Annotated in this window: 27 protein-coding genes; 14 read left to right on the top strand and 13 right to left on the bottom strand. The window is 68.9% G+C overall.

The genetic code is table 11. The features are described from left to right. The first annotated feature begins 4 nt into the window (after positions 1-4). Positions 5-1,201 (top strand): DUF6986 family protein, encoded by a 1,197-nt coding sequence (locus AMYAL_RS0107175; protein ID WP_020630632.1) that lies wholly within the window; start codon positions 5-7, stop codon positions 1,199-1,201. A 65-nt stretch (positions 1,202-1,266) separates the two neighbouring features. Here the strand turns inward: AMYAL_RS0107175 and AMYAL_RS0107170 are convergent, their stop codons facing one another. Next, positions 1,267-1,608, bottom strand: coding sequence for a hypothetical protein (locus AMYAL_RS0107170; protein WP_020630631.1), 342 nt, complete (start codon positions 1,606-1,608; stop codon positions 1,267-1,269). Positions 1,609-1,976: 368 nt separating this feature from the next. Between AMYAL_RS0107170 and AMYAL_RS0107165 the strand changes: the two genes are divergently transcribed. Then, positions 1,977-2,222, top strand: a complete 246-nt coding sequence (locus AMYAL_RS0107165) for a hypothetical protein (protein WP_020630630.1) — start codon at positions 1,977-1,979, stop codon at positions 2,220-2,222. Here the strand turns inward: AMYAL_RS0107165 and wzt are convergent. Then, positions 2,198-2,956 (bottom strand): galactan export ABC transporter ATP-binding subunit Wzt/RfbE, encoded by a 759-nt coding sequence (wzt, locus tag AMYAL_RS0107160; RefSeq protein ID WP_039795344.1) that lies wholly within the window; start codon positions 2,954-2,956, stop codon positions 2,198-2,200. The two genes, AMYAL_RS0107165 and wzt, sit on opposite strands and share 25 nt — an antisense overlap. A 74-nt stretch (positions 2,957-3,030) precedes the next feature. Here wzt and AMYAL_RS0107155 point away from each other — a divergent pair, with 74 nt between their 5' ends. After that, the gene (locus tag AMYAL_RS0107155; RefSeq protein WP_026466823.1) at positions 3,031-3,660 is read left to right on the top strand and encodes a TetR/AcrR family transcriptional regulator; all 630 of its coding nucleotides are present in this window, start codon (positions 3,031-3,033) and stop codon (positions 3,658-3,660) included. 301 nt (positions 3,661-3,961) lie between these two features. Here the strand turns inward: AMYAL_RS0107155 and AMYAL_RS0107150 are convergent, their stop codons facing one another. The 4 genes from AMYAL_RS0107150 to AMYAL_RS0107135 are packed head-to-tail and all read right to left on the bottom strand — an operon-like array spanning position 3,962 to position 6,993. Next, positions 3,962-4,438 (bottom strand): GNAT family N-acetyltransferase, encoded by a 477-nt coding sequence (locus AMYAL_RS0107150; RefSeq protein WP_020630627.1) that lies wholly within the window; start codon positions 4,436-4,438, stop codon positions 3,962-3,964. Between the two features lie 10 nt (positions 4,439-4,448). Next, positions 4,449-5,051, bottom strand: coding sequence for a DsbA family protein (locus AMYAL_RS0107145; RefSeq protein WP_020630626.1), 603 nt, complete (start codon positions 5,049-5,051; stop codon positions 4,449-4,451). Between the two features lie 36 nt (positions 5,052-5,087). Continuing rightward, positions 5,088-5,570 (bottom strand): MarR family winged helix-turn-helix transcriptional regulator, encoded by a 483-nt coding sequence (locus tag AMYAL_RS0107140; protein WP_020630625.1) that lies wholly within the window; start codon positions 5,568-5,570, stop codon positions 5,088-5,090. Position 5,571: 1 nt separating this feature from the next. Beyond that, positions 5,572-6,993, bottom strand: coding sequence for a PucR family transcriptional regulator (locus tag AMYAL_RS0107135; protein ID WP_026466822.1), 1,422 nt, complete (start codon positions 6,991-6,993; stop codon positions 5,572-5,574). Between the two features lie 136 nt (positions 6,994-7,129). Here AMYAL_RS0107135 and AMYAL_RS0107130 point away from each other — a divergent pair, with 136 nt between their 5' ends. The 7 genes from AMYAL_RS0107130 to AMYAL_RS0107100 are packed head-to-tail and all read left to right on the top strand — an operon-like array spanning position 7,130 to position 14,450. Beyond that, positions 7,130-7,999, top strand: coding sequence for an FAD binding domain-containing protein (locus AMYAL_RS0107130; RefSeq protein ID WP_020630623.1), 870 nt, complete (start codon positions 7,130-7,132; stop codon positions 7,997-7,999). After that, a complete protein-coding gene (locus AMYAL_RS0107125) occupies positions 7,990-8,460 on the top strand; it encodes a (2Fe-2S)-binding protein (protein WP_020630622.1) in 471 nt (156 codons plus the stop codon). The genes AMYAL_RS0107130 and AMYAL_RS0107125 overlap by 10 nt, the downstream gene beginning before the upstream one ends. Continuing rightward, positions 8,457-9,806 (top strand): 8-oxoguanine deaminase, encoded by a 1,350-nt coding sequence (locus tag AMYAL_RS0107120; RefSeq protein WP_020630621.1) that lies wholly within the window; start codon positions 8,457-8,459, stop codon positions 9,804-9,806. The genes AMYAL_RS0107125 and AMYAL_RS0107120 overlap by 4 nt, the downstream gene beginning before the upstream one ends. Further along, a complete protein-coding gene (gene pucD, locus AMYAL_RS0107115) occupies positions 9,803-12,085 on the top strand; it encodes a xanthine dehydrogenase subunit D (protein WP_020630620.1) in 2,283 nt (760 codons plus the stop codon). The genes AMYAL_RS0107120 and pucD overlap by 4 nt, the downstream gene beginning before the upstream one ends. 32 nt (positions 12,086-12,117) lie before the next feature. Beyond that, positions 12,118-12,612 (top strand): nucleoside deaminase, encoded by a 495-nt coding sequence (locus tag AMYAL_RS0107110; protein ID WP_020630619.1) that lies wholly within the window; start codon positions 12,118-12,120, stop codon positions 12,610-12,612. 33 nt (positions 12,613-12,645) lie between these two features. Further along, positions 12,646-14,088: an NCS2 family permease gene (locus AMYAL_RS0107105; RefSeq protein WP_020630618.1), complete on the top strand. Its 1,443-nt coding sequence runs from the start codon at positions 12,646-12,648 to the stop codon at positions 14,086-14,088. Then, positions 14,079-14,450, top strand: a complete 372-nt coding sequence (locus AMYAL_RS0107100) for an allophanate hydrolase-related protein (protein WP_020630617.1) — start codon at positions 14,079-14,081, stop codon at positions 14,448-14,450. The genes AMYAL_RS0107105 and AMYAL_RS0107100 overlap by 10 nt, the downstream gene beginning before the upstream one ends. Before the next feature lie 60 nt (positions 14,451-14,510). Here AMYAL_RS0107100 and AMYAL_RS0107095 read toward each other — a convergent pair whose 3' ends face one another. Beyond that, the gene (locus AMYAL_RS0107095; protein WP_020630616.1) at positions 14,511-15,200 is read right to left on the bottom strand and encodes a hypothetical protein; all 690 of its coding nucleotides are present in this window, start codon (positions 15,198-15,200) and stop codon (positions 14,511-14,513) included. Between the two features lie 102 nt (positions 15,201-15,302). Then, positions 15,303-15,878 (bottom strand): TetR/AcrR family transcriptional regulator, encoded by a 576-nt coding sequence (locus tag AMYAL_RS0107090; RefSeq protein WP_483413470.1) that lies wholly within the window; start codon positions 15,876-15,878, stop codon positions 15,303-15,305. Positions 15,879-16,001: 123 nt separating this feature from the next. Between AMYAL_RS0107090 and AMYAL_RS0107085 the strand changes: the two genes are divergently transcribed. Continuing rightward, positions 16,002-17,000, top strand: a complete 999-nt coding sequence (locus AMYAL_RS0107085) for an SGNH/GDSL hydrolase family protein (protein ID WP_020630614.1) — start codon at positions 16,002-16,004, stop codon at positions 16,998-17,000. Between the two features lie 113 nt (positions 17,001-17,113). After that, positions 17,114-18,652, top strand: a complete 1,539-nt coding sequence (locus AMYAL_RS0107080; protein WP_020630613.1) for an alpha/beta hydrolase — start codon at positions 17,114-17,116, stop codon at positions 18,650-18,652. A gap of 151 nt (positions 18,653-18,803) precedes the next feature. Here AMYAL_RS0107080 and pucL read toward each other — a convergent pair whose 3' ends face one another. From pucL to AMYAL_RS0107060, 4 genes are read right to left on the bottom strand one after another with little or no spacing between them, the layout of a single operon-like run. Continuing rightward, positions 18,804-19,682 (bottom strand): factor-independent urate hydroxylase, encoded by an 879-nt coding sequence (gene pucL, locus AMYAL_RS0107075; protein WP_020630612.1) that lies wholly within the window; start codon positions 19,680-19,682, stop codon positions 18,804-18,806. A 6-nt stretch (positions 19,683-19,688) separates the two neighbouring features. Beyond that, entirely contained in the window at positions 19,689-20,006 is a 318-nt protein-coding gene (gene uraH / locus AMYAL_RS0107070; RefSeq protein ID WP_020630611.1) for a hydroxyisourate hydrolase, read from the bottom strand. Further along, the gene (gene uraD / locus AMYAL_RS0107065; RefSeq protein WP_020630610.1) at positions 20,003-20,494 is read right to left on the bottom strand and encodes a 2-oxo-4-hydroxy-4-carboxy-5-ureidoimidazoline decarboxylase; all 492 of its coding nucleotides are present in this window, start codon (positions 20,492-20,494) and stop codon (positions 20,003-20,005) included. The genes uraH and uraD overlap by 4 nt, the downstream gene beginning before the upstream one ends. Before the next feature lie 58 nt (positions 20,495-20,552). Further along, positions 20,553-21,029: a helix-turn-helix domain-containing protein gene (locus tag AMYAL_RS0107060; protein WP_026466820.1), complete on the bottom strand. Its 477-nt coding sequence runs from the start codon at positions 21,027-21,029 to the stop codon at positions 20,553-20,555. Between the two features lie 103 nt (positions 21,030-21,132). On the opposite strand from AMYAL_RS0107060, the gene allB reads away from it, so the two are divergent. Next, the gene (gene allB / locus AMYAL_RS0107055) at positions 21,133-22,461 is read left to right on the top strand and encodes an allantoinase AllB (RefSeq protein WP_020630608.1); all 1,329 of its coding nucleotides are present in this window, start codon (positions 21,133-21,135) and stop codon (positions 22,459-22,461) included. 1 nt (position 22,462) lies between these two features. Next, positions 22,463-23,479 (top strand): allantoicase, encoded by a 1,017-nt coding sequence (gene alc / locus AMYAL_RS0107050; RefSeq protein WP_020630607.1) that lies wholly within the window; start codon positions 22,463-22,465, stop codon positions 23,477-23,479. On the opposite strand, the gene AMYAL_RS49845 is transcribed toward alc, so the two are convergent. Next, entirely contained in the window at positions 23,470-23,646 is a 177-nt protein-coding gene (locus AMYAL_RS49845) for a hypothetical protein (protein WP_020630606.1), read from the bottom strand. The genes alc and AMYAL_RS49845 overlap by 10 nt on opposite strands. Positions 23,647-23,679 lie beyond the last annotated feature (33 nt).

Genomic DNA, 23,679 nt, shown 5'->3' with positions numbered 1-23,679 from the left:
ACAAATGGGGAACGGGCGGCTCACCGAGGACGTCTACACCGCCGCTGACGCGCGCCTCGCCGAGGCGGACGCGCGCGTCGCGGCCGAGTATCCCGGCGAGCCGCCCGGCCGCCAGCCCGTGCACACCGTGTACGTGCCCGCGTCGAAGTACAAGACGCGGCTCGTGGCGGACTGGGGCAAACAGGCCCTGCGGGTCTTCGGCGAACACGCCGATCAGCTGGGCCTGGACGCGGACATCGCCGATCGGGTCAGGACCAAACTCCTGACGGAGCCGATCGAGGATCTGCGGATCGACTTCGAAGACGGCCTCGGCAGGCCGGGCGACGACGAGGAGGACGCCACCGCGCTCGCCGCGGGGCGGACCCTCGCCGTCACGGGCGGGACGCCGTTCGTCGGCATCCGGTTCAAGAGCTTCGAGCAGGCGACCCGGCGCCGCGGCATCCGCACTCTCGACCTCTTCCTGGCCGGTCTGCTGGAAAGCGCGCCGCTGCCGGACGGTTTCGTCGTCACGCTGCCGAAGGTGACCGCCGTCGAGCAGGTCGAAGTGGCGGCGGATGTCCTGGAGCGCCTGGAATCCGCGTACGGCCTGGCTGACGGGGCCTTGCGGTTCGAGGTCCAGATCGAGACGGCGCAGTCCATTGTGGACATCGACGGGACGGTGGCGGTGCCGCGGATCATCCAGGCCGCGCGCGGCCGGTGTTCGGGACTGCACTACGGGACGTACGACTACAGCGCCGGTCTCGGCATCGGCGCCGAGTACCAGAGCATGGAGCATCCGGCCGCGGACTTCGCCAAACAGCTCATGCAGGTTTCGGCCGCGGGGACCGGCGTCCGGCTTTCGGACGGCTCGACGAACAAACTGCCCGTCGGCGACGCGATCCTCCCGGCCTGGCGCGAACACCTGCGGCTGGTGCGGCGCTCCCTGGAAAACGGCTTCTACCAGGGCTGGGATCTGCATCCGCATCAGCTGCCGACCCGGTTCGCCGCGACGTACGCGTTCTTCCGCGAGGGATTCCCGGCGGCGCTGGGGCGTTTGAGGGACTACGCGGACCAAACCGGCCGCGGCGTCCTGGACGAGCCTGCGACCGCGCAGGCTCTGGCGAGTTTCTTGTTGCGTGGCTTGGACTGCGGCGCCGTGGACGCGGAGGAGCTTTCGTTCTCACGGGCAGAACTGGACGGATACGCGCGGCGAAGCGGTTGAGCAGCGGCTGAGGGAACGCCTTTCGAGGCAGGCGCTCCCGCAGCCGCTGCTCAACCCGTCCCGCCTCAGTCCGTCGGCAGCGGGCCGGTTTCTTCCCGGCGGTGGACGGACCTCGCGACGAGCGCCAGCATGGCGAGCTGACCCGCGATCGTCCCGGCCGCCGCCCACGTCGGGAAGGCGGCCGGAACCACCTGCAACGTCAGCGTCGGGCCGAGAACGACTCCGAGCACCACCAGCGTGTCGAGGATCGTGGTGAGCAGCCGGTGTGCCTGGCTCGCGGGCACCGCCGCTTCCGCCTTCAACTCCGACGTCTCGATCCTGACGCGCGCGAGCCGGGTCGGTGTCCCTTCCCAGCTCGTCATCTCTTCTGACGCCGTGTCGTCCACGCCGTCGATTTCGGCACCCATGCGTCGTGCCCTTTCTTGCCCAGACAGGCGAGCCCTGGTTGGCGCGTCAAGCTGGGGACCACTGGGGCAGCCGATCTCTGGGCTGCCGGAACCGGACGATTCCCCTTCAACTCGCGGTCGTCCGGTTCTCTTCGGGCACCTCATACGTGAAGGCCGTGGCCGAACCTTCGATGGTGATACCCGCCGCATGGGGACGGGCCTGTACGAGGTTTGTTGCTGTACCGCGAAGCCGGTACGAGAACTGTAGCGCCGATCACAGTCGCGCGGCAACCGTAGCGCACATATTCGCTGCCAAAAATGTGGTGAACCTGCGCTGTCTGTGACACGATGAGGTGTGCGGCGTGCAGCCGCAGGGGAAGGGAGCGGGTATGCCATCGGTCGAGGAGACCGCGACCGGCCGCCCCGCGGTGGTCGATCGCGTCAATGTCGCGCTGATCGCCGAGGCGGTCGACGCGCTGGGCAAACTGCAGGCGCGCACCGGGTTGAAGAAGGTCGACCTGGTCAATCGCGCGTTGCTGATCTACGAGTTCGTCGACGCGGAAATCCGTGCGGGCAAACAGGTCGTGCTGCGGGATCCGGACGGGCAGGATCAGCTGGTCAAGATCTTCCTCTGAATGCCGTGATAGGTCGCGAGAACCTCGTCCAGTGATCCGTGCGCGCGGATCCGGCCCTCGTCCAGCCAAAGGGCGGTGGTACACAGCTCCCGCAGCAGTTCGTCGGAGTGCGAGGCGAACACCAGTACGCCGGAGCGGCGGGCGAGGTCGACCAGTCGTTCGCGTGCCTTGGCGAGGAACGCGGCGTCGATCGCGCCGAGCCCCTCGTCGAGGATGAGGATCTCGGGGTCGATGGTGGTCACCACGCCGAGCGCGAGCCGCACCCGCATGCCTGCGGAGTAGGTGCGCAGGGGAAGGTGCAGGTAGTCGCCGAGTTCGGTGAACTCCGCGATGTCGTCGACGCGTTTCGCCATCTGCTTGCGGGACATGCCGAGGAACAGGCCCCGGATCAGGATGTTTTCGTGCCCCGAGACCTCGGGGTCCAGTCCCACGCCGAGATCGAACACCGGCGCGATCCTGCCGACGACCCGCGTGCTGCCCCTGGTCGGTTCGTAGATTCCGGACAGCAGGCGCAGGAGAGTGGACTTCCCGGCGCCGTTGTGGCCGACCAGGCCGACTCGGTCGCCGTCGCTCAAGGAGAGCGAGATGTCCCGCAGGGCCTCGATGATCGGGACTTTCGCGTCGGTGCCGATCTTGCCGCCGACCTTGCCGAGCACCTGTTTCTTGAGTGACCGGGTCTTGGCGTCGAAGATCGGGAAATCGACGTAGGCGCTCTGTACCTCGATGCTCACCATGATGCCGCCCTTCACGCTCCGTCAGATGCGAACGGAAGTTATCATTCGCATTTGGGTGGGGTAACGTGCGGTCGGTGAGCCAGCAGACCGTCGATCAAGGTTTCCGTCCGCCGCAGCAGGCCCGCAGCCGGGAGTCCTTGCAGAAGGTGCTGGCCGCGGCCGAGCATGTACTGGCGAGCCAAGGCATCGAGGAGTTCACCGTCGGCGCGGTCGCCGAGCAGGCCGGAATGTCGGTGGGGGCGATCTATCGCCGATTCGCGGGCAAGAACCAGCTGCTGTACGCGGTGAAAGACCAGCTGCTCGGACAACTGGAGACCAGCGTCAGCGAAGCCCTTCGCGCGGCGGAGCCCGGTCTGAGCGGGATCGTCGGCGCGTTCGTCCAGGCGCTGGCGGACACCTTCGCCCGCCACGACCGGATCTTCCCCGAGCTGCTCGACAATCAGCGCGCCGAGGGACGCGATCGCGGCCTCCAGGCACTGGCCACGATCCAGGACGAGTTCGTCGAAGCCGCTCGCTCGTGCGCCGGGGCGGATCGGGAGCGGGCCGTCCGCGTGGTGAGCCGGACGATCATCGGTTCCTGCGTGCACCGGGCCGCCAGTGGCCGGTTCTGGCCGGACGACCTGAGCTGGAGTGAGTGGGCTGGTGAAACGACCGGGATGGCGCTGGCATACCTGGCTTCGCCCTCCGGGTCTCGCGTTTATTGAGGGGAAAGGCAAACGTGTTGTGTCGTTGGGGACGACCGGGGATCGGGTGGCTCGACGTCATGTCTTGAAGGCCACCTGTGGGACGTTCACCGTCCTGAAGGGCCCCTTTGAGACATCCCGAAGCGCGGCGCGGGGGCACCCGAACCCCGGCGGGGCGTGACGCGGCACCGCCCGTGACTACTGGTGTCACTGAGACCACAGGCGGGTTCGGGTGTCCGTCCGACAGGACACTTTTGCCTTTCCCTTCACCGCAATTAGCCGACTAATTGCGGTGGCACCGAAGGGGCGATTCGTCGATCGCTTACAAATCCTTCACGTAACGGTGACACGGCACCGAAATCGGACCGTCCGGACCGAAAGCCTGATTGTCGAACAATCCCTCATCGACCCACCCGCACCGCTCGTAAAACCGCCGCGCCCGCGCGTTACCCGGCGCGACGGCGAGCCAAGCGCAGGAATGCCCACCATCGCGCACAAGCCGTTCGGCCTCCGCGAGCAGTGCTCCGGCCACGCCGCTCCCGCGGTGATCCGACGACACGAAGACCTGCTCGACCTCTTCGCCTGCGACCATCACGAACCCCGCCACCTCGCCGGTCACCTCGGCGACAGTGGTGTCGCAGACGTGGTCCGAGGCGCGCTCCCGGAACGATTCGCGCGTGCGGACCCGGACAAGCGCGTCGGGCACGTTGCCGAGATGGCCGTCCTGCCAGCCGTGGTACCAGATTTTCGCCACGGCGTCGGCGTCCGCGGGGGTCGCCGGTCGAATCGTCAAAGGCATGACGCCGAGTTTAGGAAACCAGCGCGCCGATCCGCTGTTCCACCTCGTCCGCGCTCGCGTTCCCGGCGACGAGGGTGACGACCTGTTCCCCGATGGAGGCGAGCAGCGTCGGGTAACCCGTGACCCCCAAGTCCCGTGCCCGCCGGAAATCGGCCGCCGCGGAAACGCGGTCCAGCGCGGCCTCGACAGCGTCCCCGTCCAGACCTGCCCGCTGCGCGACCATGCGGTAGGTCGAGACCTCGGACAGGCTCAGTCCGTCGAGGTAGAAGGCCTCCTGCAACAGGGCCGCGAGCCGCACCGCGCGGTCCGGCCCGACTTCGCGCAGCGCCGCCATCCCGCAGGCGGCGGCCTCGGAGTCCATGACGAACTCGCCGTCCGCGATGAGCCGTTCGTAGCTTTCCCCGAACGGCGCCCCGGTGCGGCGCGTGATCTCGGCGTTGGCTCCCTGGACGTAGCCGAACTGCCGGATCGGCACACGCCGTCCGCCGAGGAACAGGCCGCCGGAAACCACTTCGACCGGCAGGTCCGGATGCCGGTGCGCGACGTCGGCCATGGTCCTGGCGAAGCCGTAGGACCAGCCGCAGTACGCGTCGAAGACATAGATGAGCCTCATGACGATACCCAACAATGTCTGACCAGTCAGATATTCCTACCGGAGCCGGGGGAGCGCGTCACGCGCGGAATGGCTCAGCGCCCGCAGGTCCTGCGCGAACCGTTCGCGATGGTCCGCGGGCAGCGGGTCGAGGAAGAGCCGCTGGATGTTCTCGACGTGGACCAGCGCGGCCCGGACGGTCGTCTCCTCGCCCTGCTCGGTCAGCCGCACGAGTTGCACGCGGCGATCTTCGAGGTCGGCGGCCCGGATGACCAGGCCGAGCGTCGTCATCCGGTCGACCAGCCGGGTCGCGCCGCCGGTGGTCAGCACCTGCTCCTGCGCGATCGCGCGCATGCTCATCCCGGCCTCGCCCGATCTGCCGACGATCAGCAGGACCTCGAACATCAGATGCGAGATCCCGCATTCGGCCTCCAGCGCGCGGCCGAGCAGGTATTCCAGCCGGTTCGCCGCGCCCATCATCCGTCCGAAAGCGACCACACGCGGGTCGTAGGCGGCTTCTTTCGCCGTGGTGATGCCCATTTCAGCTCCCTGCCGACAAGGCCAAATAGACGTCGAGCTGTTCGGTGAACTCGGTCAGATCGGTGCCGAGCAGCTCGCTCGCCCGGCCGATCCGGTACCGCAAAGTGTTGACATGGACGTGCAGTTCCCGCGCGGCCCGCGTCGGCGAGCCGGAGCATTCGAGGAAGACGCGCAGGGTGTGCACCAGATCGGTGCCCTGTTCGGCGTCGTAGCTCAGCAGCGGGCCCAGCACCCGTCGCCGCAACGCCGCCCGGAGGTCGTCGGGCGCGCCGGCCAGCAGCAGCCGGTGCATGCCGATCTCGCCGCCGGGGACGACCTCGATCGTGCCCGGCCGGTCCGCCGCCACGGCCAGCGCGTAACGCGCGACCTCTTTCGCGCCCCGCAGCATCGACACCGGGGAACGGTCGCTGATCCCGATCAGCACCCGGCGGCAGGGCAGCAGCGGCTCCACTGTGGACAGTGCGGTGGCGACCGCGGCCGGCCAGTCTTCCGGCCACTCGCCGTCGTCCTCGGCTAGCGCCCAGGTCGTTTCCCCGGCCGGCCCGACGAGGGCGCCTGGTGGCAGCAGCTCGGTCAGGATCCCGCGTGCGGCTTCGGAGCCCTCGGTGCGGGCGACGACGACGCGCAGATCGCCGCGCAGCCCGGTCGCGGTCAGCGCCGCGTGCGGATCGCTTCCCTCGTCGAGCGCGGCGAGCAGTGGTTCGAGCACCCTGTCGGTGACCGCGCGGACCTCGTCCGCCCGCGTGCGCGCGAGTCCGATCAGTCCGGCGAGCTCCTCCGCGATCTCCGCCTGGGTGGCGGTCAGCGCGCCGCCGATCGCGAGCAGCCACGGCAGCGCGTGCCTGCCGCCGACCGGCCGGACGGAGACGTCGTCCGCCTCCAGGGAACGTCCGCCCGCCGCGACGAACCGCCGCACCAGATCCGACGGCGTGCCGGCGGGCACCACCCAGCAGGGGAGACCGATCTCCGCGCGTGCCCGCTCCAGCAGTGTTTCCACCGACGCGTCTTCCGTCGCCGCTGAAAGCAAACGTTTGCGAGCGCCTTCCGCGGCCGCGGCCAACGCCAGGACGACGCGTTCGGTGACAACCGAGAACGACAGATCCGTCGGCACCTCCAGCAACGGAATCCCGTGTCGCGTGCAGGCTTCGACGAGATCTTCGGGAATCCCGTCGGAATCCGCTCCGGATGCCGCCAGCGCCGCCGCCCCGGCCTTCGTCAGCGCGGCGACGAAGGCCTCGGAATCACCGGGCCCGCGCCACCACAGCAACCCGCTCAGGACGAGTTCGCCCGCCGACACGTACCGCCCCGGATCGGGCAGCTCGGTGACGTAGATCCGGGACACCGGACGGTCGAGCAGTGCCGTCCCGGCACGCACGCGCAAGCGCAACCCCGGAAGCGCGAGCAGAGTTTTCACGGTCGTCATCAGGTTTGTAGGAAAGCACAAAACGACCCGGCCGGGCAGGGGAGATTTCATGCTTCGGCACCGTTGCCGCCATACGGGGGCAGGGCGTCTACTGAGTCAGCCGTCACAGCACTCCGCCGAACCGAGGAGCCCGAGAGTGGATTTCCTGCGCCCCAGCTCGCTGACCGAGGCGCTCGCCGTGAAGGCCGAGCGACCCGACGCGGTGCCCATCGCGGGCGGCACGGACGTCATGGTGGAGCTCAACTTCGACCACCGCCGCCCCGGCGCGCTGCTCGATCTGAACCGCGTCACGGAACTCGCCGAGTGGACCGAAAGCGACGGCAAGATCCGGCTCGGCGCGTCCGTGCCCTACGTCCGGGTGATCGCTGAGCTGGGTGAAGTTCTCCCCGCGCTGGCGATGGCCTCACGCACCGTCGGTTCGCCGCAGATCCGCAATCGCGGCACCGTCGGCGGGAACCTGGGCGCCGCCTCGCCCGCCGGCGACACGCATCCCGTGCTGCTCGTGCTCGGCGCCGAGGTCGAGGCCGCGTCGGTGCGCGGAACGCGGCGGATCCCGGCCGAGGAGTTCTATCTCGGCGTCAAACGCAACGCCCTCGAACCCGACGAGCTGATCACCGCGGTGCATCTGCCCGCCGAGGTCGGTCCGCAGCAGTTCGCCAAGGTCGGGACGCGCAACGCGATGGTCATCGCGGTCTGCTCGTTCGCGCTGGCCCTGCATCCCGACACCCGCGAGATCCGCGCGGCCGTCGGATCGGCGGCCCCGACCCCGCGCCGGGCGAGCGCCGCCGAAGAATTCCTCTCCGCCGAACTTCCCTGGTCCAGCAAGGCGGCGATCGCGGATTCGGTGAAACGCCGGTTCGGTGAGCTGGTCTCCCAAGCGTCGTCGCCGATCGACGACGTCCGCGGCAGCGCCGACTACCGCAAGCACGCGTTGTCCGTCCTGGCGCGGCGGACGCTGACGTGGGCGTGGAACGACTTCCAGAAGGGTGAACGCGAGTGCGCGTGAACGTGACGATCAACGGCGAATCCCGCCAGGCCGACGACGTCTGGGAGGGCGAAAGCCTGCTCTACGTGCTCCGCGAACGGCTCGGCCTCCCCGGTTCCAAGAACGCCTGTGAACAGGGTGAATGCGGTTCTTGCACGGTGTACCTCGACGAGGTCCCGGTGTGTTCTTGCCTGGTCGCGGCCGGTCAGGTCGAGGGCCGCGAGGTCCGAACGGTCGAAGGGCTCGCCGACGGCGACAAGCTGGACCGCGTCCAGCAGTCCTTTGTGGACGCGGGCGCCGTCCAATGTGGCTTCTGCACCCCCGGCCTGGTGGTGGCCGCGCACGATCTGCTCAACCGGGTCGAAAACCCCGCCGACGAGGAGATCCGCGAGGCGCTGGCGGGCAACCTGTGCCGGTGCACCGGGTACGAGAAGATCCTCGACGCCGTCCGGCTGGCCGCGACCAGGGGAGAGACCGCGTGAGGACCGTCATCGAGAACGCCGCGATCGCGACCGTCGACGGCGCGGGCACCGAGCACGCCTCGGGTCACGTCGTCATCGAGAACGACCGCATCGCCGCGGTCGGTGCCGGGAAGGCTCCCGACGGTGAGTACGACGAACGCGTGGACGGCTCCGGCTGCCTGGTCACACCGGGGCTGATCAACACCCACCACCACCTCTACCAGTGGGCCACGCGCGGTCTCGCCGCCGACCACACGTTGTTCGAATGGCTCGTCGCGCTGTACCCGATCTGGGGGAGGCTCGACGCCGAGATCACGCACGCGGCGGCCACCGCCGGGCTCTCCAGGCTCGCGACCACCGGCTGCACGACCGTCGCCGACCACCATTACGTCTTCCCGCGCGACGGTGGTGACCAGGTCGCGGCCCTCGCCGCCGCCCGGATCCGCGTCGGCGTGCGGCTGCACGTCGTGCGCGGTTCGATGGACCGCGGCGAGTCGCAGGGCGGGCTCCCGCCGGACAACCTCGTCGAGGAGACCGAGGCCGCGCTGCTCGGCACCGAGGCCGCGATCGACCGGTTCCACGACGCCTCGGCAGGCGCTCATCTGCAGATCGCGGCCGGGCCGTGCTCGCCGTTCTCGGTGAGCGAGCGGCTGATGACCGGCGCGGCGGAATTGGCGCGGCGCAAGGGGGTCCGGCTCCACACACATCTCGCCGAGACGGTCGACGAGGAGAAGCAGTGCCTCGCCGAAGTCGGCTGCACACCGGCCGAGTACGCCGACAAACTCGGCTGGCTCGCCGAGGACGTCTGGCTCGCGCACTCGATCCACCTCGCCCCGGAAGCGATCCGGCGGATGGGCGCCACCGGGACCGGTGCGGCGCACTGCCCGACGTCCAACGGGCGGATCGGCGCCGGGATCGCGCCGGTCCGGCAGCTGCTCGACGCCGGGGTGGCGGTCGGGCTCGGCGTCGACGGCGCCGCGTCCAACGAGTCCGGCGGCCTCGGCGAGGAACTGCACCAGTCCCTGCTGCAGGCGCGGCAGCGCGGCGGGCCACGTGCGCTGACCACGCGCGAGGCGCTGTGGATGGGCACGATGGGCGGCGCTCGCTGCCTCGGCCGGGAAAACGACCTGGGTTCGGTCGAGGTCGGCAAACTCGCCGACCTCGCGGTCTGGAACCTGAACGGCCTGAACTACGCCGGGATCACCGACCCCGTCGCCGCCCTGGTGCTCGGCGCCACCCCGCCGGTCGAGCGGCTCTTCGTGGGCGGCGCGACCGTGGTGACCGGCGGCTCGCTGCGCGAGGAATCCGAAGACGAGATCGCCCGCGAGCTGGCCGTGGCCAGTGCGCGGCTGAGGGAGACGGTATGACCACCACTGAAGTCTCCACGCAGACCACCGGCAACGGGGTGGGCACGAGCCCGCGGCGGCCCGACGGCACGGTCAAGGTGCGCGGCGAATTCGCCTACTCCTCGGACCTGTGGCACGAGGACATGCTGTGGGGCGCGACGCTGCGCAGCCCGCATCCGTACGCGCGCGTCACCGGCATCGACATCACTGACGCCCTTGCCGTGCAAGGGGTTTACGCGGTGCTGACCCACGAAGACGTGCCCGGCCTGAACAAGTACGGCCTGGAACACTCCGATCAGCCGGTGCTCGCCGTCGACGTCGTGCGCTACCAGGGCGAGCCCGTCGCGCTCGTCGCCGCGGATCATCCCGAGACGGCGCGGCGCGCGATGAAGCGGATCAAGGTCTCCTACGAGGTCCTCGAACCGGTGACGGACTCCGAGAAGGCCGCCGCAGGCGAGGGCGCCGAGCTGCACCCCGGCGGGAACGTCGTGCGACACGCCAAGATCCGCCACGGTGACCAGTCGGTGAAAGCCGACGTCGTGGTGTCCGGCGTCTACGAGGTCGGCATGCAGGATCAGGCTTTCCTCGGTCCCGAGTCCGGCATGGCGATCCCGGACACCGAAGGCGGTGTCGACCTTTATGTCGCCACGCAATGGCTTCACGTCGACCAGCAGCAGATCGTCGCCGCCCTGGGCCTGCCCAAGGACAAGGTGCGGCTGACGCTCGGCGGGGTCGGCGGCGCGTTCGGCGGCCGCGAGGATCTGTCGATCCAGGTGCACGCGTGCCTGCTGGCGCTGCACACCGGCAAGCCGGTCAAGATGGTCTACAACCGCGAGGAATCCTTCTACGGCCACGTGCACCGCCACCCGGCGAAGATGTACTACGAGCACGGCGCGGACAAGGACGGCCGGCTCGTCTATGTGAAGGCGAAGCTGTACCTGGACGGCGGAGCGTACGCCTCGTCGACCGGCGCGGTGGTCGCGAACGCGGCCACGCTCGGCGTCGGCCCGTACAATGTGGACAGTGCCTCTGTCGACTGCTGGGGTGTGTACACCAACAATCCGCCCTGCGGCGCGATGCGCGGCTTCGGCGCTGTTCAGGCGGGCTTCGCCTACGAGTCCCAGATGGACAAACTTGCCAAGGCCTGCGGTATCGACCCGGTGGACATCCGGATCCTCAACGCGATGGAGGAAGGCAGTCTCATGCCGACCGGGCAGGTGGTCGACTCGGCCGCGCCGGTCGCGGAGCTGCTGGAACGCCTGCGCGCCAAGCCGTTGCCGGTCCAGCACGAAGATCTGGACCTGCGCCGGATGCCGGGCGGCGTTTCCAACACCACCCACGGCGAGGGTGTCGTCCGGGGCGTCGGCTACGCGGTCGGCATCAAGAACATCTGCTTCTCCGAGGGTTTCGACGACTACTCGACGGCCCGCGTGCGGCTGCAACTCGTCGGCGGCGAACCCGCGGCGACCGTGCACACCGCCGCCTGTGAGGTCGGCCAGGGCCTGGTGACGATCATGCAGCAGATCGTCCGGACCGAACTCGGCATCGAGCAGGTGACGATCCTGCCGATGGACACGAACATCGGCAACGGCGGTTCGACGTCGGCGTCGCGGCAGAGCTATGTCACCGGCGGCGCCGTCCAGGCCGCCTGTGTCGCGGTCCGCTCCGGGCTGCACCAGCACCTGGCGGGCAAACTCGCCGCGGACGGCAAGCTGAACGTCGTCGCGAACAAGGTCGTCTCCGTCGACGGCAGCGTGCTGGCGGACCTCGCCGACGTCCTCGGCGACGAGGTCTTCGACGAGACCGTCGAGTGGCGTCACCGTCCGACAACACCCATCGATCCCGAGACAGGACAAGGGAACGCGCACGTCCAGTACGGTTTCGCGGCCCACCGCGCGGTCGTGGACGTCGACACCGAACTCGGGCTGATCAAGGTCGTCGCACTCGACTGCGCGCAGGACGTCGGCAAGGCGCTCAACCCGCAGGCGGTGCTCGGCCAGATCCAGGGCGGCTCCGCGCAGGGCCTCGGGCTCGCGGTGATGGAGGAGATCCAGACCGTGGACGGGAAGATCCGGAACCCGTCGTTCACCGACTACCTCATCCCGACCGTGCTGGACATGCCGCCGATGGACATCGACGTCCTGGAACGGCCCGACCCCAACGCGCCGTACGGTCTGCGCGGGGTCGGCGAACCGCCGACGATCTCGTCCACCCCGGCGATCGTCGCGGCCATCCGCGCGGCCACCGGGCTGGCGCTGCCGCGTGTCCCGGTGCGTCCCGAGCACCTCACCGGCACCTGACATCCGTACTTTTTCGAGCTAGGAGCACATCCGTGGGTACCCGTCTGTCCATTTCGGAGTCCGACGAGCAGAAGTGGCTCGCCGAAGCGGTCCAGCTGGCGACGACGAACGTCGAACGCGGCGGTGGCCCGTTCGGCGCGATGATCGTCCGCGACGGTTCGGTGCTGGCCACCGGGACCAACCAGGTGACGCCGACGCTGGACCCGACGGCGCACGCCGAGGTCGTCGCGATCCGCGCGGCCTGCCAGGCGATCGGCGACTACAAACTCGACGGCTGCGTGCTCGTCACCTCCTGTGAACCCTGCCCGCTCTGCCTTTCCGCCGCGCTCTGGGCGCGCGTCGGCAAGGTCGTCTACGCCGCGGACCGCCACGACGCGGCCGAGGCGGGCTTCGACGACCGAGAGTTCTACGATCTCTTTTCCCGCCCGCGCGAGACCTGGTCACTACCCGTCGGCCAACTGTCCCTTCCGGACTCTTTCGCGCCTTTCCAGGCCTGGCTGTCGAAACCCGACAAGAAGGCTTACTGAGTTTCTCCCGCCCCACAACGTTGTGGAGTAGGCATGACCCAATTAGGTACAGAGCGTCCCCACCCGTCCTCGGCCGAGCCGAGCCGGCTGTCCGGGCTCGACCGCTGGTTCAAGATCTCCCACCGCGGCAGCACGATCGGCCGCGAGGTGCGCGGCGGGATCACCACGTTCGTCGCGATGTGTTACATCGTGTTGCTCAACCCGCTCATCCTCGGCGCGTCGGCCGACATCACCGGCGCCCGGCTGAGCACCGAGGCGATCACGACCGCGACCGCGCTGGCGGCGGGCGTCACCACGATCCTGATGGGACTCGTGGGGAACGCGCCACTGGCGCTCGCGGCCGGTCTCGGCGTCAACGGCGTCGTCGCGTTCCAGATGGCGCCGGCCATGACGTGGGCACAGGCCTTCGGACTCGTCGTCCTCGAAGGCGTCTGCATCGTGTTCATGGCGGTTTCCGGGATCCGGGAACGGATCATCAACGCGATCCCGATGCCGCTCAAGGTCGCGATCACCGTCGGCATCGGGCTCTACATCGCGCTGGTCGGCCTGGTCAGCGCCGGATTCGTCACCCGGACACCGGACTCCGCCCAGTCGACGGTGCCGGTGCGGATGGGCATCGGCGGTCATCTGGTCGGCTGGCCGATCGCGATCTTCTGCCTCGGCCTGCTGCTGATGATCGTGCTCGTGAGCCGCGGCGTACCGGGGGCGGTGCTGATCAGCATCGCCGTCGCGACCGGGCTCGCGGTGCTGGTCAACAGCGTGTTCCACGTCCAAGGCTGGGGGCTGGTCGAGCCCAAGGTGCCCGACCAGGTCGTGGCGCATCCCGACTTCAGTCTCCTGGGGGACATCGACCTCTTCGGCGGCTTCGCGTCGGCGGGCGCTGTGACGGCGGCGGTCTTCCTGTTCACGCTGGTGCTTTCCGGGTTCTTCGACGCGATGGGCACGATCACCAGCGTCTCGGAGGAAGCGGGCCTGACCAAGGACGGCAAGGTCGAGGGGATGGGCCGCATCCTGCTGGTCGACGGCGCCGGCGCGCTCGCGGGCGGCGTGACCGGTTCGGCCCCCAACACCGTGTTCCTCGAATCGGCCGCCGGTGTCGGTGAAGGCGCGAGGACCGGGCTGGCGAGCATCGTCACCGGCGGGTTGTTCACCGCGACCCTGTTCCTGACGCCGCTCGCGGCGGTCGTCCCGGCGCAGGCCGCGGCACCCGCGCTGGTCGTCATCGGCGGGATGATGATGGCCCAGTGCGCGCGGATTCCCTGGCGGGACCTGGACTTCGCGATCCCGGTGTTCCTGACCATCGCGTTGATCCCGTTCACCTACTCGATCACCAACGGGATCGGCGCCGGGCTGGTCGCCTACGTGCTGATCAAGATCTGCAAGGGCAAGATCCGCGAGATCGGCTGGATCCTCGGGATCCTGGCCGCGGTGTTCGGGGTGTACTTCGGGATCGAAGGGATCATGTCGTGGTTCTGATGTTCCTCAACGGCGGCGGCATGCGTGGCGGACCGCTGCACGAACAGTTGCAGGGCGCGCCGCTGTGCTGCGTGGCCCGGTCGGCACCGAAGTACCACTACTTCTCCGTGGGCGACCGGTTCCCGGCGATGCACGAAGGCGGTTCCGGATCCGTGGTCGGCGAGGTCTACGACCTGCCGCTTTCGGTGCTGCGGGATCACCTCGTCCCCGCCGAGCCGCCGGAACTGGAGCTGGGCGTCGTCGAACTGGAGGACGGCGCGGCCTGCCTCGCGACCGTCCTGCGTTCATCCTTTGTGGACTCACCTGGGCTGACCGACATTACTGCCGTCGGTGACTGGCGGGCCTACCTCTCGTCCCTCTAGCCGTCCGTGAAGGCCTCCTTCCCTACTCTCAGGGTAGGGAAGGAGGCCTTCACGGCAACGTCAGAGCACGAAGACGAGGTCGCTCGCCGCGGCCTGGAACATCTCCGGCGCGCCCGCGTAGAAGGCCCGCCAGACGCCGGGCTTGCGGTACTCGGCCGAGGCCGCGAAGGCCCAGGTGGTGCCGTTCCAGGTGGCTTCGACCGTCGCCGCCGTGGTCCAGCGGTAGGTGCCGAACGAGAAGTACTGGAGTTCGACCGGGATCGGGTTCGCGGTGTACTGGCCGGGGAAGTCGATCGTGCCGGAGCCGGTCACGGCCTTGGCCGCGTTCCGGCCCGCCGCGAACGACGTGATCTTCGCCGGGTGGAGCACGACGATCTTCGGGGTGTCGGCGTGCGAGTCCGCGATCGCCGGGTCGGTGGGGAAGAAGTCGGCGTGGTAGTTGCCGGTGCGGATCGGGGTCAGCTTCGCGGTGTAGACGCCGGCGGCGTCGGTGACCGGCTTGGCCTGGGCCTCGCCGCAGAAGCCGTTGAAGCAGAAGGAGATGCCCACCTCGGCTCCCGCGATCGGAGTGGCGTCGGCCTTGGTGAGCTTCCCGGAGATCGTGACGGTCTTGCCCGCGTCGATCTTGGTGCTGCTGGTGGACGTGGTGAGGGTGGACGGCTGGACCTCGGCGGCGGTCGCGGGCACCGCGCCCGCGGTGAGCAGCGCGGCCGCGGCGATGGTACCGATCACGAGCTTCCTGATGATCATGTGCTCCCCAAAGGCATTCCGGAGTTGACGACCGCTAGGTCGGCCGGAAGTCGTTGCCCGTTGCGGGGAAATCCCGGTGTTCAGCAACCGGCCGTCGGTGCTTCACGCATCGGGGAGCAGCGTGCGCGCCAAGGCGACCGTCGACGCGCCCGCGACCTCGAGCGCTTCGGTGTTACGCAGCGATCGGCTCAACACGAACGCTCCTTCGAGGCTGTTCACCAACGCGATCGTGAGCTGCCGCGCGGCCTCGGGGCCGAGGCCGTATTTGCCCAGCTTCCCGGCGCCGGTCTCGATCCACGCCGTGAACACGTCGGCCGTCGCGATGCGCAGCTTCTCGTTGGTGCTGGCGACCTCCAGCGCGACCGTCGCGATGGGGCAGGCGTCGGCGTAGCCGGTCGCTTCGAGCGTGTCGGCGGCACTGGCGAAGGCCGCCTCGATCCCGTGGATCAGGTCCGGCTCGTCGGCGAAGAAGATCTCGAACAGCGCGAGGTACATCATCCCGGAGGTCCGGATGACCTCCTCGCCGAGTTGCTCCTTGCCGCCGGGGAAGAAGTGGTACAGCGAGCCGAAGGGCGCGTTCGCGGCCTCGACGATCTGCTTCACCCCGGTGCCGGTGTAGCCGTTCCGTCTGAGCAGCTCGGCCCCGGCGTTCACGATGCGTTCCCGTGTTCCAGTCACGCCCTCATGATAGAGCGTTCTATCAAACCCCCTGAAACGTGAAAGATGCTCACTTCTATTGTGGACGGAGGTGGGAACTTGTCAGGATCGGCCGGTAGTCCAACGACGGATCACGAGGTCGCCATGCGCCGCACCACCCGATTTGTCCTCGCCACGCTGCTGGCGGTCTTCTCACTAGCGAGTTTGGGGACACCGGCGAGCGCCGCCGAGACCCCGTCGTTCCGCAAATACGTCGCTCTTGGCGACTCCTACACCGCCGGTCCGCTGATCCCGTGGCAGCAGGCGAGCTGGTGCTTCCGGTCGAACAACAACTACCCGGCCTGGCTCGCCACCAAGCTCGGGCTCTACTACAGGTCCGGCGCCTTCACCGACGTCAGCTGCTCCTCGGCGGACACCACGAACATGCTCAGCCCGCAGACGGTCCCCTCGCCGAGTCTCGCGCTCGGGTCGGTGCCGCCGCAGTTCGACGCGCTGACCCTGGACACGGACCTGGTGACCATCGGCATCGGCGGCAACGACTACGGCGTCTTCGGCAGCCTGATCGGGACCTGCCCCGAGTTGCGTGACGACGATCCGACCGGTTCGCCGTGCAAGGACCACTTCACGATCAACGGCACCGACACCCTGCTCGCCGCGCTCAAGAACACCCAGCGGAACCTCGAACGCGTCGTCAAGGGCGTCCGGGAGCGTTCGCCCGCGGCCACCATCGTGCTGGTCGGCTACCCGCGGATCGCGCCGTCGAAGGGTTACTGCCCCAGTGTCCTCCCGTTCGCCGACGGCGACTACGCCTGGGCCGACGAGGTCGAACGCGCGCTCAACAAGGCCGTCTCCACCGCCGCCCGGAAGCAGGGCGCCCGCTACGTCGACACGTATGGGCCGAGCAACGGTCACGACGCTTGCGCGGGTGACGCGGCCTGGGTGAGCGGCAAGGACACCAACCTGTTCCGCGCGGTCGCGTATCACCCGTACGCGGCGGGGATGAAGGCCGAAGCCGACCTGATCTTCAAGGCACTCGGCGGCACCACCGCGACGTCCACGGAGGCGCCGGACGCGCGGAACGCGAGCACTCCGGCCGAACTCCAGCGCAAGGCCGCCGCGGCCGGGCTTGTGCCGCGGACCTAGCCGTCCCTTGAACCTTGGTTCACCTTCCGGCGCTACCTGCGGTCGATGTTCGCCGGGTGTGCCCCGCCCTAGCGTCGGGAGCCGTTGGGAATCAAGGAAGAAGGGGGCAGCAGATGAAGCGGCTACTGACCGCCGGGGTGATCCCGGTGGTCGTGGGCGGACTGCTCGCCGGAGCCGTGCCGGCTTCGGCGAGCACGCTGAACACGACGGGCATCCCCGGCTATTACAGCGGCCAGACCCTGGATTGGCATCCCTGCGCGGCGGACGAACTGGTCACGTTGCCGCCGGGCACCGACATCGGCGGACTCGAATGCGCGTCCTATCGCACCCCTCGCGACTGGGACCGCCCGAACGAGCGGCAAGACCTGACCATCGCGGTCAGCAGGCTGAAGTCCACCGGGCCGTCGACGGCCTCGGTGCTGACCAACCCCGGTGGTCCCGGCGGGCCGGGCCGCTGGTTCCCGGTGACGTTCCGCGGGCAGGACAAGCTGCGCGAACACCAGGACGTCATCGGCATCGACGTCCGCGGGACCGGCAAGAGCACGAACGTCACCTGCCGGAATACCGCCGACCTGGTCAATCAGCTGGATCCGCGTGACCGGGACCCGCGCAACCTGAACCAGATCCTGGCGAACGCGGAGCACGTGGCCCGATCCTGTCAGAACGCCAGCGGCGAACTCGGGCCGCTGATCACCACCTACCAGACGATCAAGGACTACGACCTGCTCCGGGTCCTGCTGGGCCGGGAAAAGATCAACTGGGTCGGCTACTCTGGCGGCACCTGGCTGGGAGCGCACTACGCGCAGCAGTTCCCGCAGCGGACGGGACGGTTCGTACTGGACTCGTCGACGGAGTTCACCACGACCTGGCAGAAGTCGTTCGATCGGCAGGCCGTCGGCTTCGAACGGCGCTGGCGGCAGGACTTCCTGCCGTGGATGGCGCGCTACGACGCCAAATACCACTTCGGCACCGGCGGCGAAGAGGTCCGGCAGGCCTACGAGCGGCTTCGGTATGCCTTGTCGCGCAACCCGATCAACGGGAACGGGCCGATGCAGCTCGAGTACGCGATGATCTACCTGCTCTACAAGAAGGCGTCTTTCCCGGCGCTGGCCGACCTGCTGGTCAAGGTCCGGGCGGGGCTGGAGAACGGGGCGCCGGAACAGGCCAAGGCCGAAGCCCGTGCCGCGGTCAAGGGCGCGGGTGACTTCCCCGACGCGCAGGACGGCACGTTCTGGAACACCGTCTGCGGCGAGGGCCGGTTCACCGGCACCCGCGAGTCGCTGATCCGCGACTCGCAGCGGAACCTCGACCGCGGTCTGCTACTGGCGGGCGGCGGTACGTTGAACGCGTCGGTCTGCCTGTTCTGGGACAAGCAGCCGCGTCCGTTGCCGAAGCTCGACGGGAAGGGGGTCCCGCCGGTGCTGATCGTCCAGTCCGAGCACGATCCGGCCACCCCGATCGAGGGCGCCAAGAAGGCACACGCCGGATTCGCGAACTCGCGGATGCTGACCGTGACCGGCGAGGGCGACCACGGGCTTTACGCGGGTGGCAACCCGGCCGTGGACAAGGTCGTGGACGCCTATCTGGTGGACGGGGTCGTCCCCGCCGACCAGAGCGTCACCGGAATGCCGCTGCCCACTCCTGCTCCGTGATGACGTCGGGGTCCTGCCCGGTCGGCAGGGCCCCGGCCTCGCTCACCGGTGTGCCGGCTTTGGAGGTTGCGAAAGCCACTTTCGCAACCTCCAACGTTGCGAAAGTGGCTTTCGCAACGCCGCCGCCCGCGAGAGACGTCCAATGTCCCGATCAGAAGGCGGCGAGGGTGTGCCAGGCCAGTCCCGGCTCCTCCGCGTCATCGCGGAGGACCACACCCTCGATCAGGCCGTACGGGCGGTCGGCGGCGAAGAACACCTCGTTGTCGTTCTTCAGCCCGAACGGCGAAAGATCCACCAGGAAGTGGTGCTTGTTCGGCAGCGAAAGCCGGACTTCGGCGACCTCTTCGCGTTCCTGGAGCACAGCCTCTCCCATGGCGTACAGCGTCTGCTGCAGGGAGAGGCTGTGCTTGTCCGCGAAGGTCTCCAGCAGGATCCGCCGGACCTCCGCGTGGCTCGTGGCCCAGTCGATCCCGTCGCCCTGGTAGCGCCAGCGCGCGGTCACGGCGGTCGCGAGGATCCGGTCGTTCGTCTCGGCCAGCGTCGTGTACTCGTCGCGCGGGAAGCCGTGGAACTCCGATCCGGTCGACTTGAGCACGACGAGATCGTCCAAACCGGACACCACCCAGGCCTGACCGTCCTGGACGGTCACCGCGGTCGTCCGCTTTTCGCTGCCCGCCTGGGAGAACGCGTGATCATGACCGGAGATCCGGTTCCAGCCGTGTTCGTCGATCAGGATCCGGGCACCGGAGATGTGCTGATGCGAGTCGACGAAATGCCGTCCGAGCCGCAGCGCGAAGTCCTCTATCTCACCGACCGGGGACTCCTTGGCGAAGGCGTAGACGGTGTTCTTCTGGGTGTCGGTCGCGACGACGCCGGCGTTGTCGCCGGTGAGGTGCGTGGCCGCGAGATCGCCGCGAAGCGACGTCGAGACGGTGAGGTCCTTGAGGTGGTGGACGGTGCCTTCGCGCCGCACGGTGACGAGCCGGACTTCGGCCTTGCCGTACTGGTTGGGGCCCAGGGTGATGGCCACGGGCGATCAGCTCCCTCGATAGGTGGAATAGGCGAACGGGCTCAGCAGCAACGGCACGTGGTGGTGCTCGGTCCCGTCGGCGACGCGGAAGGTCAGGGTGACTTCGGGGAAGAAGGAGTCCGGGCCGAGGTAGGCGCCGGTGTCGAAGGTCAGCCGGTACACGCCTGGTTCCAGGGTTTCCGGGCCGAGGTCGCGGATCCGGCCGTCGGCGTCGGTCCGGCCTTCGGCGACGGGTTCGCCCGCGCCGGTTTCGAGCCGGACCCCGACGCCCGCCGCCGGTCGCCCGGCCGCGGTGTCGAGGATGTGGGTGGTCACGAGGCTCACGCCGTCACCGCCTTTTCCAGCCGCAGCGCGGCGATCTTGGCCAGTTCTTGACCGGCCACTTCGAGTTCCTTCTCCGGATCGTTCGAAAGCCTCGAACGCAGGTTCTCCAGCAGTTCGGCACCGCTCCGGCCGCTCGCGCAGACCAGGAACACATGCCCGAACGCCGCCTCGTATTCGGCGTTGGCCGCGGCGAACTCGCGCGCCGTGTCACTGTCCACTCCGGACTGTTCCGAACGCGACCAGCCGGCTTCGGTGCTTTCGCCGCCTGCTTTCTCCCCGATCCGGGGATGGGCGGCCATCGCCTGCCGGACCTCGCCGGGGCGCAGTGGGGTGAGCGCCTCGGACGCGGCGAGCAGGGTGGCCAGATCGCCGAAGGGGCGCCTGGCCAGCAGGGTTTCCACCCAGCGCGGCACGTCGAGGCAGGCGGTCAGCACCGGCCGGACGTCCTGTGCGGGAGCCTGGTCGAACTCTCGGATGGTGAGCGGCACGGGAGCTGACGGTACGGCGACGATTCCGTCGCCGTCAACATTTTGTTGAATCTGCTCTTCAGTCTTGGTCGCGGTTGAGGTAGTTGTAGACCGTGAACCTCGTGACCCCCAGTGCCTCGGCGACGGTCGACACCGACTTGCGGAGGCCGAACGCGCCGCGTTCCTTGAGCAACCGCACCGCGCGCTGCTTGGCGGCGCGGTCGAGGGTGTCGAGCTTGCCGCCGAGTTCGCGTTCGACGTCGCCGATGAGGCGGGCCAGCGCGCTGTGCAGTTCGACGGGCGGTTCGGCCGAGTCGTCGCCGACCTGCCGGAGCTGGAGGGTCACGCGGGTCGCGCCGCCGTTCAGCGCCGCCCTGGCGATGGACGGGAGCGCGTCGAGCAGGGTGTCGGCGTCGCCGCGGACGAGGGTGCCGAGCGGGCCGAAGTCGGCGGACAGGCCCGCGTCCTCCGCGGTGTCGCGGGCTTTGACGGCGTGCTCGGGCGGCGGACCCTCGCCGTGGAACGGTTCGCTGGTGAACTCGGCTTCTAACTGCACCAAGCGAAGGTAGCGCCGCTGAGGCTCATTGACGAGCACGGTGGCCAGAGTTAATGTCGGAGTGCGAAACCTCGATTCCACCCAGTGGAAATTGGGAGTATCTATGGACTTGGTGATCAAGGCCGCCCGAGCTGTGACGGCCGCCGGAGAGGTACCCGCGACGATCGGTGTCGACGACGGCCGCATCGTCGCGGTGGAACCCGCCGGAGCCGCGCTGGACGGCGATCGGGTACTCGAACTCGGCGAGGACGTCGTCCTGCTGCCGGGTCTCGTGGACACGCATGTGCACGTCAACGACCCCGGCCGCACCGAATGGGAGGGTTTCGCCTCGGCGACCCGCGCGGCCGCGGCCGGCGGGGTCACCACGATCGTGGACATGCCGCTGAACAGCCTGCCGCCGACGGTCGACGTCGCGTCGCTGGAGGTGAAGCGCAAGACCGCCGAGGGGCGCGTGCACGTCGACGTCGGGTTCTGGGGTGGCGCGATCCCCGGCAATCTGGCGGATCTGCGCGGCCTGCACGAGGCCGGGGTGTTCGGCTTCAAGTCCTTCCTGCTGCATTCGGGTGTTGACGAGTTCCCGCCGCTGGACGCGCGCGGGCTCGAAGAGGCGATGACCGAACTGCGGACCTTCGACGGCATGATCATCGTGCACGCGGAAGACTCCGACGCGATCGACCACGCGCCCGACCCGCACGGCGAGAAGTACGAAGACTTCCTGCACTCGCGTCCGCGTGGCGCTGAAAACGTGGCGATCGCGCAGGTCATCGAGCTCGCCAGGAAGACCGGCGTCCGCGCGCACATCCTGCACCTGTCCTCTTCGGACGCGCTGCCTATGGTCGAGAGCGCGCGGCGCGACGGTGTCCGGCTGACCGCCGAGACCTGCCCGCACTACCTGAGTTTCACCGCGGAGGAGATCGGCGACGGCGCGACGCAGTTCAAGTGCTGCCCGCCGATCCGCGAGGCCGGGAACCGTGAACTGTTGTGGCAAGGCCTCGCGGACGGCGTCATCGACTGTGTGGTGACCGACCATTCGCCGTGCACGCCGGAGCTGAAACGCTTCGACAGCGGCGATTTCGGGCTCGCCTGGGGTGGGATCGCGGGGCTCCAGCTCGGCCTGCCCGCGGTCTGGACCCAGGCGCGGCAGCGCGGGTTCGCGCTCACCGACGTCGTCCGCTGGATGGCGGAACACCCCGCCGTGCAGGCGGGGATGCGGCGCAAGGGGCACCTCGCGCCGGGCTACGACGCCGACTTCAGCGTGTTCGCGCCCGACGAGGCTTTCGTCGTCGACGTCGCGAAGTTGAAGCACCGCAACCCGGTCAGCGCCTATCACGGGCGCCCGCTCGCGGGCGTCGTCCGGAGCACGTGGTTGCGGGGCGAGGAGATCACCGGTGAAGACCCGGCAGGCGTTCTGCTGAGCCGGGGTGACTGCTGAGATGGAGGAGACCGTGAACGACCGTCCTGAGTGGACAGCCCTGCCCGATCTGGCTTCGCGCAAGTTCGGCGGGACCGTGATGTGGGCGACGGACGAGTTGTTCGCCGAGAAGGAGAACCTGGTCAATCCGTGGGTTCCCGCGCACCAGACGGAGACGTTCGGGCCCAAGGGGCAGGTCTACGACGGCTGGGAGACCCGGCGGCACCGCGAGCCCGGTGACGATCAGGCCGTCGTCCGGCTCGGCCTGGCGGGCGCTGTCACCGGTGTCATCGTGGACACCGCGTTCTTCAAGGGGAACTACCCGCCGTTCGTCTCCGTCGAGGCGTGCGCCGTCGAGGGGTACCCCAACGCGGCCGAACTGTCCGAAGCGGACTGGGACGTGCTGGTGAAACGTGGCGCGGCCGCGGGACACACGGAGAACTTCTTCGAAATCGGCGGGAGCAAGCGCTACACGCACGTCCGGCTGACCATGCATCCGGACGGCGGGGTGGCCCGGCTGCGGGTGCACGGCACGCCGATCCCGGATCCGCGCCTGCTCGACCCCGGCGCGCTCGACCTCGCGGCGCTGGAGAACGGCGCGGTGGTCACCGGCTGCAGCAACATGTTCTATTCCTCGCCCAACAACCTGTTCTCGCCGGGGCTCGCCGCGCATCAGGCCGAGGGCTGGGAGACGGCGCGGCGGCGGGACGACGGGAACGACTGGGTCACGGTGCGGCTGGCAGGCGCGGGCGTCGTCCGGTTCGCCGAGTTCGACAACAGCAACCTCAAGGGCAACGCGCCCGGCTGGGCGGCGCTGAGCGGCCGGGACGGCGACGGCGAGTGGGTCGAGCTGCTGCCGAAGACACGCTTGCAGCCCGACACGCGGCATCGGTTCGCCCTGGCTTCGGGACCTGAGGTGACTGAAGTCCGTCTCGACATCTATCCCGATGGCGGCATGGCGCGCCTACGTCTCTTCGGAGCCCTTTCCGAGCGAGGCCGCACTGAGATCGCTTCGCGCTTCGAGGGCGCTCAGGGCTGAGCGCCGGGCCGGTTCAGGTACGCGGAGAACAGCGAAAGGACGATACCGACCGAGAAGATCGCGGTGAGCCACCAAGCGCCGCTGATGGACAGATTCCACACCAGGGCCCCCGCCATGAGCACTGCCATGACGATGTTCCTGAGCTGCAGAGGCGTCGGTTTGGCCATACCGCCACCCTCTCACGCGCCGCCCCCGGCCCT

It is taken from the genome of Amycolatopsis alba DSM 44262 (assembly GCF_000384215.1).
Taxonomy (GTDB): Bacteria; Actinomycetota; Actinomycetes; order Mycobacteriales; family Pseudonocardiaceae; genus Amycolatopsis; species Amycolatopsis alba.
This window is presented reverse-complemented; position numbering and strand designations above follow the sequence as displayed.